The organism is Herbaspirillum sp. GW822-FHT03A08, assembly GCF_058801885.1.
This window is the reverse complement of record NZ_JBXANR010000005.1, coordinates 60,952-77,999: the sequence shown is the minus strand read 5'-3', so window position 1 is coordinate 77,999 and position 17,048 is coordinate 60,952. Positions and strand designations below refer to the sequence as shown.

The following is a 17,048-nucleotide window of genomic DNA, read 5'->3' as shown; positions in this document are numbered from 1 at the left end:
TGTAATGCGTCTATGGCGTCTTGAGAAAGACGGTATCGTAAATTTTACGTATCTCAGCCACCGATTCAGCATCGTGCCATTTTTCGACAATACGGCGGTAATAGGGTTGGCCGCGATTCGCGATCAGTACCTTGTTGACCTGCTCCACCACTTTGCGCCCCCATTCATTCTTTGAGCACATGACCCGGTTGAAGACGACTTCGTCCCCCTCCTGCAGGGGAATGGCGATCAGTTCTCCCGGGTGGCCCATCACGCGGGCCTGATCGAATGCCAATAGCGGTAACTCGACCATGAAATCGATCCGCCCTGCCAACAACATGCCGATGGCTTCGACCTGTTCCGAATAATTTTCTTTCGGCGGGTAAGCGGCCAGCAATTTGTCCACCGTAGGGCTGTACGACCGGTCGCGCATCACCGAGGTGATGAACTGATGATTCTGCAACAGAGCCTGCAGCGATTGTCGCCCCTTGAATTCATTCAGGCGGTCCCGGCGCACAATGATCCGGACCGGGAGAAAGATAGAACTGGGTAACGAAAAATAGCCATAGGCTTCACGTTCCGGTGTTTTCAATGTCCCGTTAAAGCACCAGTGGCTGCCTTTTTTGATCTCGCTGTTGATACGGGGAAACGGCGCCTCCAACTCCACATGCTGATACTGAGGCATCTTGTCTTTGAGGACATCGAGGGTCTGGTCAAAAATACCTTGATGCGCCCACTCTCCCGCCCGAATCATGTAGGGCGGCACATTGTATTTGCCCCAAATGATCTCGTCGGCAGCCATTGCGGCCGGACATAAAGCGGCGATTGCCAGGGAGGACAGAACGCAACGCAAAACGCAATACAACATCGCCTACTTTCTTCAATGATGGAGGGATGACTATTCCGCAACCAGAACCTGGTTGCGTCCCGCAATTTTTGCACGATACAGGGCTGCGTCGGCTGCTTGCAGCAGCGTATTGATATCACCCTGATGCTGAGACGGCACACAACTGGCCACACCGACGCTCACCGTAATACGCCCGAAATTTGATAACGTGTGAGGCATGTCCAGCGAAAAAATGGCATCGCACATTCTGTGCACGACACTGAGTCCCGATTCGCTATCGGTGTCCGGTGCGATCAACGCAAACTCTTCCCCGCCGTAGCGCGCCACGGTGTCGCCTGCCCTGCCCACGGTTTGTTGCAAGATGCCGGCAACCTGCCGCAATACCTCGTCACCGGCAATGTGACCATAGTGGTCATTGTAATGTTTGAACCAATCCACATCGAATAGAGCGACCATCAGCGGTTTGCCATTGCGGGCGCAGCGTCGCCACTCCTGATCGAGGGTCTGATCAAAACAACGGCGGTTGGGGATGCCGGTGAGCGCGTCAGTGAGGCTGAGCAGCTTGAGTTGCTCGTTGGCTTGCGCCAGATCGCGGGTACGTTCAGCAATGCGTAATTCCAGCGACGTGTTCAGAGCGCGCAGGGATTCCTTCTCCTGTTGCAGCTCTTCATAGAGCGCCCGGTTTTGTCCCATGTGTTTTCTCAGACTCGCCAGCATCGCGTTGATGGCATCGGCGAGAAAATGCAGTTCATGTTGTTTTTTCCCGGGCAATGCAATGCTTTGCGGCGTATCGAGCTGATTCAGATCCTGCTCCCGCACGAAGGTGCTGAGTTTGGTAATAGGCGCGCCTAGCCAACGCTGGAATACGTAGAGAAAGATAAACCACAACACCAGCGTCTTGATGATGGAATTGATCAGAATGAGCGTGAATCCATAAGCCACTTTCCTGACCACGACGTGACGGCTTGAGTACACCGTCCAGGAGCCGATGTCGTGGCTGAGGTTATGTTCGTCACGGTAGAGAATGGGAAAGCGATGACCGGTTGCGGCATTGAGGAAACCTGTTGCCACTTGACTGCGTACGCCATCAGCGTCGACATGTATCTGCTTTCCATCGCCGTCGTAGATATTACCCAAGGCGAGCACCAGACGTCCCTGGGGATCTTCAATCTTGACGCCGGTCACCACAGGCAGATTGCTGATGCCGGTGAGAGTGGCCTTCTGCACGTCTCCCTGAAAGCGCCAGGTCGCGCTGGCCAGACTGGTTCCGAATGTCAGATCCATGGCCATCAATTCACTGTCGATGCCAGTTTTCGTGTGCTGGTAGTCAGCAGCCAACTGGACGCAAGTGACAATGAGCGTCACCACAAAGTAACTGCCAAAAATGATGCGTAGCAAATGTACTGCCAAAGAATGCTTTGAGACGAATTTCATGTTCTTAAGCGGACGGTATGCTTTGCGCAAATGAAAAGAGGTTTCCGGGATCGTATTTGCTTTTCATACGCATCAATCGTGCCAGGTTGTCGCCATAGTAAGCTTTTGCCCAATGCGGCAGGTCCCTGCTAGGAAAGTTGACGTAGGACTGCGGCAGCATGAATGGCTGCATGGCCGCAAAATATTCCGTGAGCCAGGCTTGCTGCCGGCGCACCACATCCGGCCGGTCGATCGGCGCCCAGGCGCTTTCCATTTCAAAGATGTAGTTGGCGTTCCGATGCACGTACGCGGTGGCATCGGGTGCTACCTCCCGGACCTTACCGCCGATAGCAAACAGAATGCCCATATTTTCCGGAAGCAGCGAGCCTCCCGGCCATTTCATCATCCATTGCAGCATCGTTTCCAGCGCTTCCGCCGGCAAGGCGTCGGCCACATAGCTTGAGCGCAGGTCATACATGCCATTCGGATCATCGGTAATAAGATAGTCGCGCGCTTGCCAATAACTCATCTGGCGAATATCGCTCTTGAGCGGTTTAACCAGCTTGAGTGCCGGAGCGAGCGCTTCCATGGCCTTGTCGCGCGGGCCGAAGAACTGGCCGAGTGTCGTTACCTGAAGCTGATCGCGTCGCGGCCGAGGGCCGGGAGCATTGGGATAGGCCTTGGTGCGGGTTGAAATTTGCTGTGCGTGGTTGTTTTGTATTTCCTGCAATGTACTCAGCAGTTCGATTTGCTTTTCGCCCGGCCACAGGATGTTGAAAATCGTTACGTCATCCTTCACCTCGTGCAGCTCAAAACTGAATCCGGTGTTGACGCCGAAGTTGCCGCCACCGCCGCCGCGCAGCGCCCAGAACAGATCCCTGAAGTCGCCATCGGCGTCGGCGCTGACCTGCCGGCCGTTGGCCAGTACGATGTCCGTCTGAACCAGACTGTCGCAGGTCAGGCCCGCATGGGTCGCGGCGAATCCCCAACCGCCGCCGAGCACCAGGCCGCTGGCGCCCACTGTGGGGCAACGGCCGGAAGGAATGGCAAAGCTTGAGCCGCTGAAGGCGTCGGCCATATTCTGGTTATTGGCGCCGGCCTGGATGTAGCCGCGGTTTTTGTCGATATCGAACCACACCTTGCTCATCGCCTTGACGTCGATCAGCAAGCCCCTGGTGGTTGAGAAACCAGCATAGTTGTGGCCACCGGAGCGAATGGCGAATTTTTCGCGATGGTCTGCTGCCCAGCGCAGGCACAGCTGGACATCGTGCGCGTCTGCACACATCGCCACCGCAAGCGGCAGTGCATCCGCATAGCGCGCATTGTTGGGTGTGGCCGCCATGGCATAACCCATTTCACCGGGCAAGATCAGGCGGCCATGCAGACTGTTGCGCAAAGCCCGTAGATTTTTCGGCGAATGCAGTACCGGCGCTGCATTCAGTGCCGCAGGAAAACTCCCCGCATATAACAACGCAGACAACGCTGCCCCGGTTTGCAAAAACTTGCGCCGTGGCATCGAATTGGAATCACGCATTATTGCCCCTCCCCCGTGAAATTTATTCTTTCTGTACGCGCGGAATGAATCCGCTTCGGGAAACGATTTTATCCGACTCGTATCATTTAGTTTTTTCCGGCCCGCCAACCTGGAGAGGATCAAGCCCTCGTCGATGGAATTTCCTCTTTGGAATATTGACGATCCATGACTTCCGCTCTATCTGCCCTTATTTATCCACGCCGCTTCCTTGGCAAACCACGCTGTCAAAAAATCGATAAACGCACTGACCTTTGCAGAAAGATGCGCTCGCTCCGGATAAACGGCAAAAATGTCCGCCCCCGGCAGCGACCATTCGCCCAACACCTGCACCAGCTTCCCCGCTTTGACATATGGATGAACATCCCACTCGGAGCGCATCAGAATGCCGTGGCCTTCCAGCGCCCACACTACGCCGGCTTCGCCATCGTTGGTGCTCAGACTGCCGCGGACTTTGATAGTCTCCTGCTTGCTGCCGCGCGCGAGATGCCAGGTGCCGTAGGCGGCGTCGCTTTCGCGCAAGACGATGCATTGGTGCGTTTGCAGATCTCTGGGGACCAATGGCGTACCGGCTCTTTTCAGATAGGCTGGTGAGGCGCAAAGCAGTCTTTTGTTCGAAACGATCTTTCTGGCGACCATTCTGGAATCCGGCACGGTGCCGAACCAGATGCCGATATCGAATGCCTTGTCGGCCAGATTGATGGATCTGTCGGTAAGTTCGAGCTGCACTTCCACTTCCGGATAACGCCGCACGAATGCAGCGATCGCCGGCGTAATGTGGCGACGGCCAAAGCCGAAAGTGGCATTGACCCGTAGCACGCCTTTGGGGATGCCGCGGCTGCTGGACACGGTCTGTTCCAGCTCCTGCAGTTCTGCCAGCAGCTTGGCGCCGGTCGCCAGATAGACCTCGCCTTCGTGCGTCACACTGATGCGCCGTGTGGTGCGATTGAGCAGTCTGACGCCGAGGCGCTTTTCTATCTGCGCCAGCCGAGACGTCACAGCCGGCGGCGTGACGCCCAGCTCCCTGGCGAGCGAAGCCAGGGATCCCTGCTTCACCAGCTGAATGAAAAATTCCAGATCAGATATGCGGTCCATTATTAAACTCAACTAAATAATAGATGTAGTGAATATGAATTATAAATAGCCACAGAATTATTACACTTCCTCCTCATGAAGTGCGCAAAAGTTTGGCGCCATTCAAAACCCGCAAGCCTGCAAGCGCAGGTGCGCACAAGGAGGAAGCAACATGGCTAGGACGCTGTATCAAAAACTGGTGGAGTCGCATTCCGTGGCGCGGCTCGATGAGCAGAACGTGCTGCTCTACGCAGACCTGCACATCATGAATGAATACACCAGCCCGCAGGCATTCGCCGGGCTGCACGAAGCTGGACGGCCGGTGGCCGTGCCCGGACAACATTTGTCCGTGGTGGACCATATCATTCCGACGCATCCGGTGAGTTTTCGCATCATTCAGGATCCCTCGTCGGCGCTGCAAGCCGCCAATCTCGCCAAAAACTGCACCGCGCACGGCATCGTGCTGTTCGACACCAACGATGCCTTGCAAGGTATCGAACACGTCATCACACCGGAGCTGGGCATGATCCGCCCCGGCATGGTGGTGCTGTGCGGCGATAGCCATACCACGACCTACGGCGCGTTTGGCGCGCTCGGCTTTGGTATCGGCACGTCGGAAGTTGAACACGTGCTGGCGACACAGACGCTGGTGTACCGGCTGGCCAAGGACATGCGCATTCGCGTCGATGGCGTACTGCCGCCGGGTTCCAGCGCCAAGGATCTGATCATGTACATCATCAGCTGCATCGGCGCGCAAGGCGCGCGAGGCTATGTGGTGGAGTTTCAAGGGAGCGCCATCGCCGCGCTGTCGATGGAAGCGCGCATGACCCTGTGCAACATGACCGTCGAAGCCGGTGCACGCGGCGCCTTGATCGCCCCCGACGACGCCGCCGCACAATACGTCCTGGAACATGCCCCCGAGATTGCAGCACAGTACCGGGACGCCGCGCTTGCCGACTGGGCGACCCTGCATAGCGACAGCGAGGCCGTGTTCGACATCGAGCACGTCTTCGATGCGAGTGAAGTCGCACCGTACGTCACCTGGGGCACCAGCCCCGACCAGGCCGTGCCGGTAACAGGAAAAATCCCCTCGCCGGCATCGGCGCAAGACCCCACGGTGCGTGCAGCGTCGGAACAGGCGCTGCGCTACACCGGCCTGCAAGGCGGCACCGAGATGGAAGGCATTGCCGTGCAGCGCGTGTTCATCGGCTCATGCACCAATGCCCGCATCGAAGACCTGCGTGTCGTCGCCGGGATCGTCAAAGGACGCAAGGTGGCGTCCTCGGTGCGCGCCATGGTGGTGCCGGGATCCGGCGCCGTGCGCAGACAGGCCGAGCGTGAAGGCATCGCCCAGATACTGATCGACAGTGGTTTTGAATGGAGGCAGCCGGGCTGCTCCATGTGCCTGGCCATGAATGACGACTTCCTGCTGCCGGGCGAACGCTGTGCTTCCACCACCAACAGGAACTTTGAAGGACGCCAGGGACGCGGCGGCATTACACATCTGATGAGCCCGGCGATGGCGGCCGCAGCAGCCATTACCGGCTGCATCACCGACGTTCGCAAATTAGGAGAAGCCCATGTCTGATATGACCAGCATGACCAGTATTGCTGACACCACGCGCGTTGACGGTATCGCCGCCTCCCTCCCCACGCCGAATCTGGATACCGACCAGATCATGCCCAAGCAGTTCTTGCGCGGCATCGACAAAAAAGGCCTGGACCAAGGTTTGCTGTATGACCTGCGCTATGACGGCGATCATCAGCCGCGCCCCGGTTTCGTGCTCAACCAGCCTGCGTATCAGGGGGCTTCGATCATTGTCGCCGGCAGCAATTTCGGCTGCGGTTCCAGTCGCGAACACGCAGTATGGGGACTGCAGCAATTCGGCATCCGTGCGGTCATTGCGCCCAGCTTCGGCGAGATCTTCTACAGCAACGCGATGAACAATCGCCTGCTGCTGGTGATGCTTCCGGAAGCCGACGTGCAACGCATCATGGACGACGTCTCCGATCCGCTGACCAGCAAGGTGCTGATCGACGTCAACAACATGACGGTCAAGAGTCACAGCGTGAAAGCCTCATTCACCCTGTCGGCCCGGCATCACCACATGTTTCTGGAAGGCCTCGACATCATCGGCGCGACCTTGTCGCTGCAAGATGAGATCAGCGCATTCCAGCAGCAACACTGGCAACAACGGCCCTGGTTGCACAACATTGCTCACGTCACCAGAGCACGCATCGACGCGACGACTAACGCGACGCTCAACGCAACTTCGCCAGCCGAACCTTTGGGCAACAGCTAGCAGCATTTCTTGAATCAAGCGGCATCCAACCTCATACAAAAAAAGAGCTGCCGCCCTCAATACGGAGACAAACATGAAAGCAACCTCAATCGAATCGCCTGACACCCGGCAAGGCGCATGGCAATCCATCAGCAGCTATAAAATCGGCCCGCTGCCGCTACCAGTCTATGTCGCCATCGCGGCAATCACCATCATTGCCGCGCTCAACAAAAAACTACCCAACGACATGATCGGCGGCTTTGCCGTGCTCATGCTGGCCGGATTTCTGCTCGGCGAAATCGGCAGCCGGCTGCCCGTCTTCAGGCACATCGGCGGCGCAGCAATTCTGTGCCTGTTTGTGCCGTCGGCGCTGATTGGTTTCAAGCTGATGGATCCGGAAATGCTCAAGGCCATCACCACCACCATGAAGACAGCGAATCTGCAGTATCTGTACATCGCCTGCCTGGTTGCCGGCAGCATACTGGGCATGAGCCACAAGGTGCTGGTACAAGGCTTCATGCGCATGTTCCTGCCTCTGCTGATCGGTTCGATCGGGGCCATCGTGGTGGGGATTTCCGTCGGCTGGTTGTTTGGCTACACGCCCAGGCACACCTTCTTCTTCATCATCATTCCCATCTTCGGCGGCGGTATAGGCGAAGGGATATTGCCGCTCTCCATCGGCTATTCGGAAATCCTCGGCAGACCGCAGGCCGAGCTGATCGCCATGCTGGTTCCTGCGGCGCTGCTGGGCAATGTCGTCGCGATCCTGTCGAGCGGCGTGCTGCGCTGGATCGGCGACAAGAAGCCGCATCTGAACGGCAACGGCTACCTCGTCAAATCGGGGGAAGATGTCGACCTGCTCAAAACCGACCACACCAACGTACCCATCGATCTGGGCCTGATGGGCGCCGGTCTGCTGGTCAGCTGCGCCTTCTTCATTCTCGGCGCGGTGCTGTCGGAATATACCGGCATTCCCGGTCCTATCCTGATGATCATCAGCGCGGCGTTGCTGAAGGTATGCAAGCTGGTCCCGGAGAAAATCGAATTGGGCGCCTACCAGATGTACAAGTTCGTCTCCAGCAACCTGACGTTTGCCATCCTGGTCGGCCTGGGTGCGCTGTTCGTATCATGGAAAGATCTGGTGCATGCGTTCACGCCAGGCTATTTTGCGGTCTGCGCCGGCACCGTCATCTCGCTGGTGGCGTGCGGCTTCTTCGCCGGCAAATGGCTCAACATGTATCCGGTGGAGTCGGGCATCGTCACGGCATGCCACAGCGGCCTGGGTGGAACCGGCGACGTCGCGATTCTGTCGGCGTCCAACCGCATGGGGCTGATGCCGTTCGCGCAGATCTCCACCCGTATCGGCGGCGCGGTCATGATCGTGTGCGCCACGCTGCTGCTGAAATTTTTTAACTAGTCTCACATCAGGCGGATGGCCAGTCCATACGTTCGGACCGGTCATCCGCTTCGCCGACCTTCAGAGCAACTTCCGATAGACGACAAAGCCCGACTTCTCGGCGACCTTGTCATACAGCTTCATTGCAGTGGCATTGGTCTCATGCGTTTGCCAGTAGACCCTGCCGCTGCCCGCTGCCTTTGCCCTCGCATAGACCTCTTCAATCAACCTGCGCGCCACGCCCTTTCCTCTGGATGACTCCGCAGTAAAAAGATCCTGCAAATAGCAGTTGGGGCCGATCTGCGTCGTACTGCGATGAAACAGAAAATGCGCCAGCCCGATCAACTGGCCATCACATTCGGCAACCAGCGCATGCACCGGTTCGTAGGCGTCAAAAAAGCGCGACCATGTCATTGCGGTGATCTCCTCGGCCAACGCCGTCTCGCCGTGGCGCCCGTAGAAGGCGTTATAGCCTTGCCATAGACGCTGCCAGGCGTGGAAGTCTTCTTTCCTTACCGGGCGTATCTGGACTTCATGGTTTTCTGCTGGTGGCATATTGTTCATCTTGAAATTCATCTTGATTGTTGATCGGTAGAGGAATGGCGTTGACCATCTGTTTTCAGACGGTTATGCCCGGTTGGCGGCACAGCCATTTTAAATGACAAAATTGTCATCCATTTGTAATGCCGGAGTGCCGCATCCCGGCGTACTCTCGCTTTCAGCATCCCTCAATGTCATTGCCAGACCGGACATATTGACCGGGCGCATGCCGCACGCAATCAAAACAACGGCAACAACTATTTTTGTAATGCCTGGGTCAGACCGACGACTAACTCGCTGTAATCCCTAAAAATCAAGGCTGCGCAGCAGCAGCAGCAGCAGCAGCAGCAACTACCGCGATGTTGTTTGCATCGATGACGGAGAAAAAATGATTTTGTTCTTGCTGGTTTTTCTGGGCGGCGTGCTGACCATTCTCAGCCCTTGCATCCTGCCGGTTCTGCCGTTCGTATTCGCACGTGCGGAACAACCATTCCTGAAATCCGGTTTGCCGATGCTGATCGGCATGGCCGCCACCTTTGCCGGCATTGCGTCACTCGCCGCAGTCGGCGGCGCCTGGGCTGTACACATCAATCAATATGGGCGTGTGCTGGCGTTGGTCATGCTTGCCGCCTTTGCGTTGACGCTGCTGTCCAAGCGCCTGGCGGACATCGTTGCCAAGCCATTTGTCTCTCTGGGAAATCGCCTGGTGCAAGGCGCATCTGATGACCAGGGCGGCAGTTCCGGCGCAGTGCGCTCGTTCCTGCTTGGCATCGCCACTGGTTTGCTATGGGCGCCGTGCGCCGGACCTATCCTGGGGCTGGTATTGACCGGCGCAGCGATCTCCGGCCCGAACACCCAGACATCGCTGTTGTTGTTTGCCTATGCTGCGGGCGCCGCGACATCGCTCGGCGCCGCCTTGCTGATCGGCGGCCGCGTGTTTTCGCTGATGAAAAAATCTCTCGGTGCAGGTGAATGGGTCCGTCGCGCATTAGGCGTCGCCATTTTGTTTGCGGTGGTTGCCATTGCCGCAGGCTGGGATACGGATGTGTTGACGCGCCTGTCGCTCAATAGCACCAATCGCCTGGAGCAATCCCTGATCGAGCGCATCAAGCCGGCCCCTGCCGACGGCGCACCTGTCGCCATGAGCGCAAGCATGTCGGGCAGCAATGCCATGATGAGCAGCTCAGGCGCATACAGCGCTCCGGACGTGGAAGGAACATTGCCGTCACTGGCCGGCGCAACAGCATGGATCAACTCCGCACCGCTGACGCCGGAATCCTTGCGCGGCAAAGTCGTGGTGGTCGATTTCTGGACGTACTCCTGCATCAATTGCCTGCGCGCCCTTCCCTACGTCAAAGCCTGGAGTGAAAAATACAAGGACTACGGCCTGGTCGTGCTAGGTATACACGCCCCCGAGTTTGCCTTTGAAAAAGATCTGAAGAACGTGCAGCGCGCCGTCAAGGAAATGAAGATCGGCTATCCGGTGGCGCTCGACAACAACTTCAGCATCTGGCAGTCCTTCAAGAATCAGTATTGGCCGGCACACTATTTCATCGATGCACAAGGCCAGATCCGCGGTCATCATTTTGGCGAAGGCAACTATGAAGAGTCCGAAGCACTGATCCGTCAGTTGCTGATCGAGGCAGGCGCAAAGAATCTCCCGGCTCCGGGTGCCGCAATCAACGCCAGCGGCTTGCAAGCTGCTGCGGACAACGACCATATGCAATCGCCGGAAACCTATCTGGGTTACGAGCGCGCAGACAATTTTGCTGCGACACCCGATCAGCAAGCGGACCAGACAGCCGAATACCGCTTACCCAAGGCGCTGACGCTCAATCAGTGGGGACTGGATGGGAAGTGGAAAGTCGACAAGGAAAAAGCGGTATTGGCCGGCACGACAGGCAAGATCTCTTTCCGCTTCTATGCCCGTGATCTGCATCTGGTCATCGGACCCGGCGCCGATAGCAAGCCGGTGAAGTTCCGCGTCATGCTCGACGGCCAGGCGCCGATGCAAGCGCACGGCACCGATATCAATGACAAAGGCGATGGCATCGTCCGCGAACAACGGCTCTATCAATTGATCCGCCAAACCGGCGGGATCGGCGAGCACACGTTTTCAATTGAGTTTCTCGATGGCGGCGCTCAGGCGTTCGCATTCACTTTCGGATAGGAGACGACATGAAGATCCCTCGCCACAGCGCAAACAACACAAACAACGCCGACAATGCAAAATCCGGCACACGCGTACCGAGCGCCCGGCGCCGCATGCTGATGAGACTCGGCCTGGGCGCACTCGCGCTCGGCAGCCTGCATGGGCGCGCAGCAGCGGCGCCTTTGGCCGCTGCCGGACCCAACAATGAAGTCACCATCGACATGTTTTCCCCGGCAGGAAAGCTGGACAAGACAGTTCGTCTGCCCAAGCTTGTCAAAGCGGATGCCGACTGGCGCAAACAGCTTTCGGAGACGTCCTATCTGGTGACCCGCAAAGCAGGGACTGAGCGTCCTTTCACCGGCAAGGACTGGGATAACCACAAGGACGGTCTGTATCGCTGCATCGGCTGCGACACGGCGCTGTTCGACTCCAAAACCAAGTTCGAATCCGGCACCGGCTGGCCGAGCTTCTGGCAACCGATTTCCGCAAGCAACGTCGTGGAAGAAACCGATCGCAGTTTTGGCGTACAGCGCACCGCGGTCTCCTGCCGTTTGTGCGACGCGCATCTGGGACACGTGTTTAACGATGGTCCGAAACCGACCGGCTTGCGCTATTGCATGAACGCGGCGGCGATGCGCTTTGCCGCCCGCGCATGAAGCTGACCGCACGGGAGTATTGGAGCGTATTGAATTGACGCCGTTACGGCATACGCTATATCCTTACGAACATAACGAATATCAGGCGGGCATGAAGTATGTCAAACGACATCGAAATCAGCGATTTAACCAGTTTTGACATCGCCTTCGACGGCTCGAAGGCGCGTCTTGGCATGCTCGACAAGTCAGGCGAGGAAACCTCCCTGCACCTGCCGTACGAATTGCTGACCTCGCTGGTGATGACCCTGCCCACCATTCAGTCCCAGGCCTTGCAGGCGCAATCGGGAGACCGCTCCGCACGGCTCGTCTTCCCCACCAGCGCGTGGTCGCTCGAGCGCGCAGAAGAAGCCGGTAAACTCATTCTTCGTCTGGCGACGCTGGAAGGATTCGAAGTCTGCTTCGTCGTCACGGACGACGACATCATCTCCATGGCGGGTTCTCTGGAGAACAAAGGAACCCAGGTCGACAGGGGTCGTGAATTGCATTGAATGTTCCTGGCCCGTTAACTCAGCCAGCAAAAAGTCCGGGAACCGGCCTTGAGACGATCAGGCTTTATTCCGGGCCGATGAATTTGTTCTGTTGAAATTTTCCGGCGCTGCGCGTACCGTCGGCCGCAGTCAGCACGCCCTTCCCATTCATCTGGCCGTTTCTGAATTCGCCCTCGTAGCGATCGCCGTTCTTTTTGATCAGGACGCCTTTCACGGTCGTCTTCCAATCCTGGAATTCTCCTTCGTAGCGGTCGCCATTGGCGTACAACTGGGAGCCTTGCCCACGCTGCTGTCCGCCGGCGAACATGCCCTCATAGACTTCGCCGTTGTGAAAAGCCTGCCGGCCTTTTCCCTCTATTTTGCCCAGGACGAAGTTGCCTGTCAGGCGGCCATACTCTTCCTTGCCGTCCGCCGACCACACGAGTTCTCCGGGGCCCGATCCTGCGCCCCCCTTGCAAGCGCCGCTCCAGGATTTGACGGCGGCCTTCATATCCTCAGGCATGATCAGGAGAAAACGGCATCCCTTAGCGTCGGCAAGATAATTCCTCTCCAGCTCTGCCTTGGCAACCGGACTGCCCGCCGCGGCACTGCGCATGAGCACCGGAAATGGCGTTCTCCGCGCCCAGAAACTCTCCCATTCCGGCGGCTGCCCATAACCGGGAGGCCGGGGTACTTCGATCCGTTGCGCCACACCAGCGCCCACCGGTACGTCCGCGTGATAGACGATCTTGTACTTACCCTCTTTCTTGATGGCCACCTCCAACTGATGGCTGCCCGGCTTGGTGCTGATGTCGACCGGGCATTTTCCCTTGTACTCGCCATCCAGGATGACATCGGAACCTTTCTCCTCTTCTTCGCAGATGAGCCGTATGTACGAGTCGGCTGCAAACGCGTTGGCCGAGGTAAGAAATGCCAGCAGACCCAGAAGTCGGAGTGTCGTCATGAGAGAAAAGGAATAAGTAATCGGAGATACGCCTGAACGCTGTTGATTGTTACATAGTTCAATTTATTCGCCATTGCAAGAGTGACAATTTTCCATTCATTCGTTAAAACTGCTCGCGTACCTTACTGAGCTACCAAGACGTAATCAATAAACGTGGATGCAGAACAGTGCTCGCTTCAATTATTGACAGATCAATCCAAAACAATTACGATTGTCAGATGGCCAGATCCAAAGAATTCGATCGTGACGTAGCGTTGGCGCGCGCGATCGCCACTTTCTCCCAACACGGTTTCGAAGGAACGTCGACAGAAGCATTGCTCGTCGCGATGGACATTCGCCGTCAAAGTCTTTATGACACCTTTGGCGACAAATGGCAGCTCTATCTCGAGGCGTTGGAACGCTATGCGTCGGACAGTATCGGCGGGCAGCTGGTCGCACTCGAAAGCGCTGCTGGCGGTAAAGCGGGAATTGAAGCATTACTGTCCTATGCCGCGGCGCGGGCCCTGGAGGAGCTGAAACCCTCGTGTCTCGGAATTTCAGCCATTTGCGAATTCGGCCGCAGCTCTCCTGAAATAGTTACTCTCACAGAGACCATGGGACGGCTCCTGACCGGCGCGATCGAACGTCGTGTGCAAGATGCGGTGAAATCGGGTGAATTCGCACCCGACCTCGATGCCGCGCATGCGGGGCAATTCATACTGGCGACAATCACCGGCATCAAGGTCGCAGCCCGAGGCGGCGCTTCGGCGGAGGTTCTTTCAGGGATCGCCAACATGGCCATTCGCAGTTTTCGTTAAGAAGCAGGCAACAGAGGTGTTCCGACACCTCATTTTTTTACTTAATTTTGGACTAATCAGTCAATTAAAGGAATCATCATGAAACAGCATCTCTCCGGCCGTCGCGCTTTTGTCACCGGCGGCTCACGCGGCATCGGCGCCGGCATCGTACGCCGTCTGGTCGCAACTGGCGCCAAGGTGGTATTCACTTATATGTCGTCCCCTGAGCGTGCAGAGGCATTGGTGTCGGAACTCGGTGAAAACGCCATTGCTCTGCGAGCCGACAGCGGCGACGCAGCACAATTACGCGCAGCCATCACCGAGGCGGCAACAATGCTGGGTGGACTGGATATCCTGGTAAATAACGCCGGCATCCTGATTCAGGGGAACGTGACCGACTACGCGCAAGAAGACTTTGATCGTATGCTCAACGTCAATGTGCGAGCGGCCTTCGTCGGCACGCAAGCTGCGCTTGCGCATATGGGGTCCGGAGGACGTATTGTGAATATTGGCAGCATGGTCGCCGACATCGTCGGACACCCTGATATAGCCGTGTATGCACTCACCAAAGGTGCGATCGCCTCGTTCACGCGCGGCCTGGCGCGCGACCTCGGACCGCTAGGTATCACGGCCAACAATGTGCAGCCCGGCCCTACGGAAACCGAGATCATCGCAACCGACGTCAAGGCTGCTCTTCGTCCGATGATGCCCATCGGACGCCTGGGTAAGGATAGCGAGATTGCCAATCTTGTTGCGTGGTTGTGTTCGGACGAAGCAAGCTTCGTCACGGGCGCATCCATCACCGCAGACGGCGGTTTCTCGGCGTGAAGACGATGCCCATGTGAAGCAAGGGTGGCAAGATCCGTTTGTCACCCTGGCCTGCATTCTTCACTTCAGTACCTTCGCCATCTCCGATGTCGGCGACCAGCCCATTCCTGCGTAGAGTTCGCGCCCCATTTGCGTCGAATGCAGAATGGCGAATTGCAGCCCGCGCGCAGCGAATGCTTCCTCGGCCAGGCGCATCAGCATTTTGCCGAGTCCCCTTTTGCGGTGAGTGGGTTCAACGTAGACATTGAAAACGTAGCCGCGCTTGTCTTGCCCGGGATGGGAAGGATGCGGCGGCCAGTCGATGGACATCAGGCCGATGCCGGCCACCACCTGGTTGTTGTCGACCGCAAAGAAACCATAGTAACTGCCGTCCAGCAAGCGCGGCGCCAGCCACACGCGAAAGGACCGCGTCATCTCCGCCAGCGTCTTGTCGTCGCGCCCGGCCTCGCGAAACATTGCTTCGCGGTGGCGGCAAATGAGCTCGATATCGTCAACGCCTGAAGGCCTTATCTGCATCTTGCATTTCCATCATCATCCAGTATCCATCACTCCCGTTGAGAAACCGGGCGTGATGATTCGGCGAACAGCTCAGACCGCGCCGGCGCTGTCCTGTGCCGCCTTGGCGAGCTTGGCGCGGAAGTCCAGATCGGCATCCGACTCTTTGTCGTCTTTGCTCTTTTCAACCGTGGCCTGATGCGTCAGCAGATAGCCCGTGTACGCCGCCAGCAAATCCTTGGTGAAATCGGCCTTGTCCTTGACCGGCTCCCAGCCCTTCTTGCCCATCTCATCGACGGAAACGTTGGCGCCATTGAAGCTGATGCTGTAAGTGTCGTTCTTCTCGTCGTCCATGAAGTCTTCGAGGAAGGCGGTGGCGCCGGCGCCGGGGTTCTTCCCCGCGAAGTCATTGGCGACGGCGTTGAGCGCCGCCTTGCGGCTCGTGTCGGCCTGGGAAATCATTCCTCCCAGCTGGTTCTGCAGATCCGGATTGACTTGCAGCATCGCCTGAAATTTGGCGTTGCGGTTGTCACCACTGAGTTCCAGACCATTGGGGCCGGAGGTGATGCGAATGGCCGGCGGAATGGTGATGCCGGCTTGCGACAAGGCCGTATTCAGCGCGGCGACGGCGGCCGATTGCGAGGATAGTGCGGAGACGTCCACTGCGTTGGCGGCTGCATCGGTTTTGGCGCTGGCGAAGACTTCCCGAAACGGCGTGCCGGCGACTTTGCTCACCGGCATCAGCGGTTGCAGATCAAGCGTGGTTGTTCCGTTGGCGACCTTCAACATGTTCTTCTCCTTATGTTTATCCCGAATATTTTATGAGCAGTGCTGACGATTCAAAATCAAATGAAACGGGGTGATTTCCGGTCAATGCACTTCTTGCGTTGACGATTGATCAACTTTACCGACGATCACACTCCCGCATGCCGCACCAGCGAATACGCAATGCTCCACATGATGACGGCGATCAGTCCGTCCAGAACCCGCCACGCAACCGGCCTCGCGAACAAAGGTTGCAGCAGCCGCGCTCCATAACCCAGCGCAAAGAAAAACAGCAGCGAACTCGCGCCGGCGCCAAGCGCAAAGGCAATCTTCTGTCCGTCGTATTGGGTAGAAATCGAGCCGATCAAAAATACCGTATCGAGATAGACGTGAGGGTTGAGCCAGGTCAATGCCAGACAGATCAGCAGCGTCTTTCTCAGCGGCTGCGGAGTCGCGTCGCCGGCGGCCAGCGCAGCGGAAGATCGCAACGCCAACCACAAACTTCTGGCGCCATAGGCGAACAAGAAGGCAGCGCCGATGTAGCGCATGGCCTGCTCCAGCCACGGCAGCCTGGCGATAACCACATCGAACCCGGCAATGCCCGCAAAGATCAGCACCGTGTCGGAGAGAAAACAGGTCAGGCAGATCAGGAAAACATGCTCGCGACGCAAACCCTGGCGCAGCACAAAGGCGTTCTGCGACCCGATGGCGAGGATGAGTGAAAGGCTGAGGCTGAATCCGGCGGTGGAGGCTTTGAATGCGTCGATCATGCAGAGAAATGGCGCTGAGAAAATCCGCTACCTTACACCGGATCGCCGTCGTCGGCTTGACCGGCAGCAGTGGCATCCTGCGCAACGGAAGCCGAATATGTAAAGCAGACCGG

General features: G+C 57.4%; 17 protein-coding genes. 8 read left to right on the top strand and 9 right to left on the bottom strand.

Features of this window, described 5'->3' with window-relative positions; all coding sequences use genetic code 11:
- Positions 1 to 10: 10 nt before the first annotated feature.
- Genes AC1RN6_RS16510 through AC1RN6_RS16495 form a run of 4 tightly spaced genes read right to left on the bottom strand, consistent with a single transcriptional unit; the run spans position 11 to position 4,865 of the window.
- A complete protein-coding gene (locus AC1RN6_RS16510; RefSeq protein WP_493006526.1) occupies positions 11 to 847 on the bottom strand; it encodes a TIGR02285 family protein in 837 nt (278 codons plus the stop codon).
- A 30-nt stretch (positions 848 to 877) separates the two neighbouring features.
- Positions 878 to 2,260, bottom strand: coding sequence for a sensor domain-containing diguanylate cyclase (locus tag AC1RN6_RS16505; RefSeq protein WP_493006525.1), 1,383 nt, complete (start codon positions 2,258 to 2,260; stop codon positions 878 to 880).
- Between the two features lie 4 nt (positions 2,261 to 2,264).
- Positions 2,265 to 3,896, bottom strand: a complete 1,632-nt coding sequence (locus tag AC1RN6_RS16500; protein ID WP_493006524.1) for an FAD-binding oxidoreductase — start codon at positions 3,894 to 3,896, stop codon at positions 2,265 to 2,267.
- A gap of 54 nt (positions 3,897 to 3,950) precedes the next feature.
- Positions 3,951 to 4,865: a LysR family transcriptional regulator gene (locus AC1RN6_RS16495; RefSeq protein WP_493006523.1), complete on the bottom strand. Its 915-nt coding sequence runs from the start codon at positions 4,863 to 4,865 to the stop codon at positions 3,951 to 3,953.
- Positions 4,866 to 5,016: 151 nt separating this feature from the next.
- On the opposite strand from AC1RN6_RS16495, the gene leuC reads away from it, so the two are divergent.
- The 3 genes from leuC to AC1RN6_RS16480 all read left to right on the top strand — a co-directional run bounded on the left by leuC (position 5,017) and on the right by AC1RN6_RS16480 (position 8,543).
- Positions 5,017 to 6,432, top strand: a complete 1,416-nt coding sequence (leuC, locus tag AC1RN6_RS16490; RefSeq protein WP_493006522.1) for a 3-isopropylmalate dehydratase large subunit — start codon at positions 5,017 to 5,019, stop codon at positions 6,430 to 6,432.
- A gap of 1 nt (position 6,433) precedes the next feature.
- On the top strand, positions 6,434 to 7,147 hold the full coding sequence (gene leuD / locus AC1RN6_RS16485) for a 3-isopropylmalate dehydratase small subunit (RefSeq protein WP_493006924.1): 714 nt from the start codon (positions 6,434 to 6,436) through the stop codon (positions 7,145 to 7,147).
- 73 nt (positions 7,148 to 7,220) lie between these two features.
- The gene (locus AC1RN6_RS16480; RefSeq protein ID WP_493006521.1) at positions 7,221 to 8,543 is read left to right on the top strand and encodes a 2-hydroxycarboxylate transporter family protein; all 1,323 of its coding nucleotides are present in this window, start codon (positions 7,221 to 7,223) and stop codon (positions 8,541 to 8,543) included.
- Between the two features lie 60 nt (positions 8,544 to 8,603).
- On the opposite strand, the gene AC1RN6_RS16475 is transcribed toward AC1RN6_RS16480, so the two are convergent.
- Positions 8,604 to 9,098 (bottom strand): GNAT family N-acetyltransferase, encoded by a 495-nt coding sequence (locus AC1RN6_RS16475; RefSeq protein WP_493006520.1) that lies wholly within the window; start codon positions 9,096 to 9,098, stop codon positions 8,604 to 8,606.
- A 352-nt stretch (positions 9,099 to 9,450) separates the two neighbouring features.
- Between AC1RN6_RS16475 and AC1RN6_RS16470 the strand changes: the two genes are divergently transcribed.
- The 3 genes from AC1RN6_RS16470 (at position 9,451) to AC1RN6_RS16460 (ending at position 12,358) form a co-directional block, all read left to right on the top strand.
- Positions 9,451 to 11,232, top strand: a complete 1,782-nt coding sequence (locus AC1RN6_RS16470; protein WP_493006519.1) for a cytochrome c biogenesis protein DipZ — start codon at positions 9,451 to 9,453, stop codon at positions 11,230 to 11,232.
- 8 nt (positions 11,233 to 11,240) lie between these two features.
- Entirely contained in the window at positions 11,241 to 11,870 is a 630-nt protein-coding gene (msrB, locus tag AC1RN6_RS16465; protein WP_493006518.1) for a peptide-methionine (R)-S-oxide reductase MsrB, read from the top strand.
- Positions 11,871 to 11,968: 98 nt separating this feature from the next.
- Positions 11,969 to 12,358, top strand: coding sequence for a hypothetical protein (locus AC1RN6_RS16460; protein ID WP_493006517.1), 390 nt, complete (start codon positions 11,969 to 11,971; stop codon positions 12,356 to 12,358).
- Between the two features lie 64 nt (positions 12,359 to 12,422).
- Here AC1RN6_RS16460 and AC1RN6_RS16455 read toward each other — a convergent pair whose 3' ends face one another.
- Positions 12,423 to 13,301, bottom strand: a complete 879-nt coding sequence (locus tag AC1RN6_RS16455) for a PEGA domain-containing protein (protein ID WP_493006516.1) — start codon at positions 13,299 to 13,301, stop codon at positions 12,423 to 12,425.
- A gap of 218 nt (positions 13,302 to 13,519) precedes the next feature.
- On the opposite strand from AC1RN6_RS16455, the gene AC1RN6_RS16450 reads away from it, so the two are divergent.
- Both AC1RN6_RS16450 and AC1RN6_RS16445 read left to right on the top strand, forming a co-directional pair.
- Positions 13,520 to 14,098 carry a TetR/AcrR family transcriptional regulator gene (locus AC1RN6_RS16450; RefSeq protein ID WP_493006515.1) on the top strand — a complete coding sequence of 193 codons (579 nt, stop codon included), beginning with the start codon at positions 13,520 to 13,522 and terminating at the stop codon, positions 14,096 to 14,098.
- A 78-nt stretch (positions 14,099 to 14,176) separates the two neighbouring features.
- Positions 14,177 to 14,905 (top strand): SDR family NAD(P)-dependent oxidoreductase, encoded by a 729-nt coding sequence (locus AC1RN6_RS16445; RefSeq protein WP_493006514.1) that lies wholly within the window; start codon positions 14,177 to 14,179, stop codon positions 14,903 to 14,905.
- 60 nt (positions 14,906 to 14,965) lie between these two features.
- On the opposite strand, the gene AC1RN6_RS16440 is transcribed toward AC1RN6_RS16445, so the two are convergent.
- The 3 genes from AC1RN6_RS16440 to AC1RN6_RS16430 all read right to left on the bottom strand — a co-directional run bounded on the left by AC1RN6_RS16440 (position 14,966) and on the right by AC1RN6_RS16430 (position 16,935).
- Positions 14,966 to 15,421, bottom strand: a complete 456-nt coding sequence (locus tag AC1RN6_RS16440; protein ID WP_493006512.1) for a GNAT family N-acetyltransferase — start codon at positions 15,419 to 15,421, stop codon at positions 14,966 to 14,968.
- A gap of 72 nt (positions 15,422 to 15,493) precedes the next feature.
- Positions 15,494 to 16,189, bottom strand: a complete 696-nt coding sequence (locus AC1RN6_RS16435; RefSeq protein WP_493006511.1) for a hypothetical protein — start codon at positions 16,187 to 16,189, stop codon at positions 15,494 to 15,496.
- Between the two features lie 125 nt (positions 16,190 to 16,314).
- Positions 16,315 to 16,935, bottom strand: a complete 621-nt coding sequence (locus AC1RN6_RS16430) for a LysE/ArgO family amino acid transporter (RefSeq protein ID WP_493006510.1) — start codon at positions 16,933 to 16,935, stop codon at positions 16,315 to 16,317.
- Between the last annotated feature and the right edge of the window lie 113 nt (positions 16,936 to 17,048).